Here is a 678-nt window from a genome sequence, read left to right on the forward strand (position 1 = left end):
CGGCCAGCCAACGGCCTTACGCTCGCCGACAGTTCGGCGACCTCGTCGCGCACCGCGTCCATGTGGGCCGAGTGCGAGGCGTAGTCCACCGGGATCATGCGCGCCCGCACACCCTCGCGCTCGCACCGCTCCACCACAGCCGCCAGGGCCTCGGTGTCGCCCGACAGCACCACGCTGGACGGGCCGTTGACCGCCGCCAACGACAACCGGCCATCGGCCTCCACGAGTTCAGCGGCCCGCTCGACACCGACGCCGACCGACAGCATCCCGCCGCCCGACACCTTCCGCAGCGCCCGACTGCGCAACACCACCACCCGGGCCGCATCTTCGAGCGAGAGCAACCCGGCCACATGCGCGGCCGCGATCTCCCCCTGCGAGTGCCCGATCACGGCCGCCGGGCGCACCCCGCAGGACTCCCACCACCGGGCCAGCCCGACCATCACCGCGAACAGCGCGGGCTGCACGACGTCGACCCGCTCCAGCAGTGCACCCGAACCGTCCCGCAGCACGTCCAGCAGCGACCAGTCCGTCAACGGATCCATCACCGCCGCGCACTCCTCGACGGCGGCGGCGAACACCGGGCTGGCGGCGAGGAGTTCGACGGCCATGCCCGCCCACTGCGACCCCTGCCCCGGGAACACGAACACCGCACCCGAACCGGAAGCCGGAACCGACTCC

General features: G+C 72.9%; 1 protein-coding gene. It reads right to left on the bottom strand.

The annotated features are described in order from the left end of the window. Positions 1–678: acyltransferase domain-containing protein (locus VM95_RS37850; RefSeq protein WP_045706087.1), on the bottom strand; the 678-nt coding region annotated here is incomplete at both ends.

Origin of the sequence: Streptomyces rubellomurinus, from assembly GCF_000961885.1 — a bacterium.
Taxonomy (GTDB): domain Bacteria; phylum Actinomycetota; class Actinomycetes; order Streptomycetales; family Streptomycetaceae; genus Kitasatospora; species Kitasatospora rubellomurina.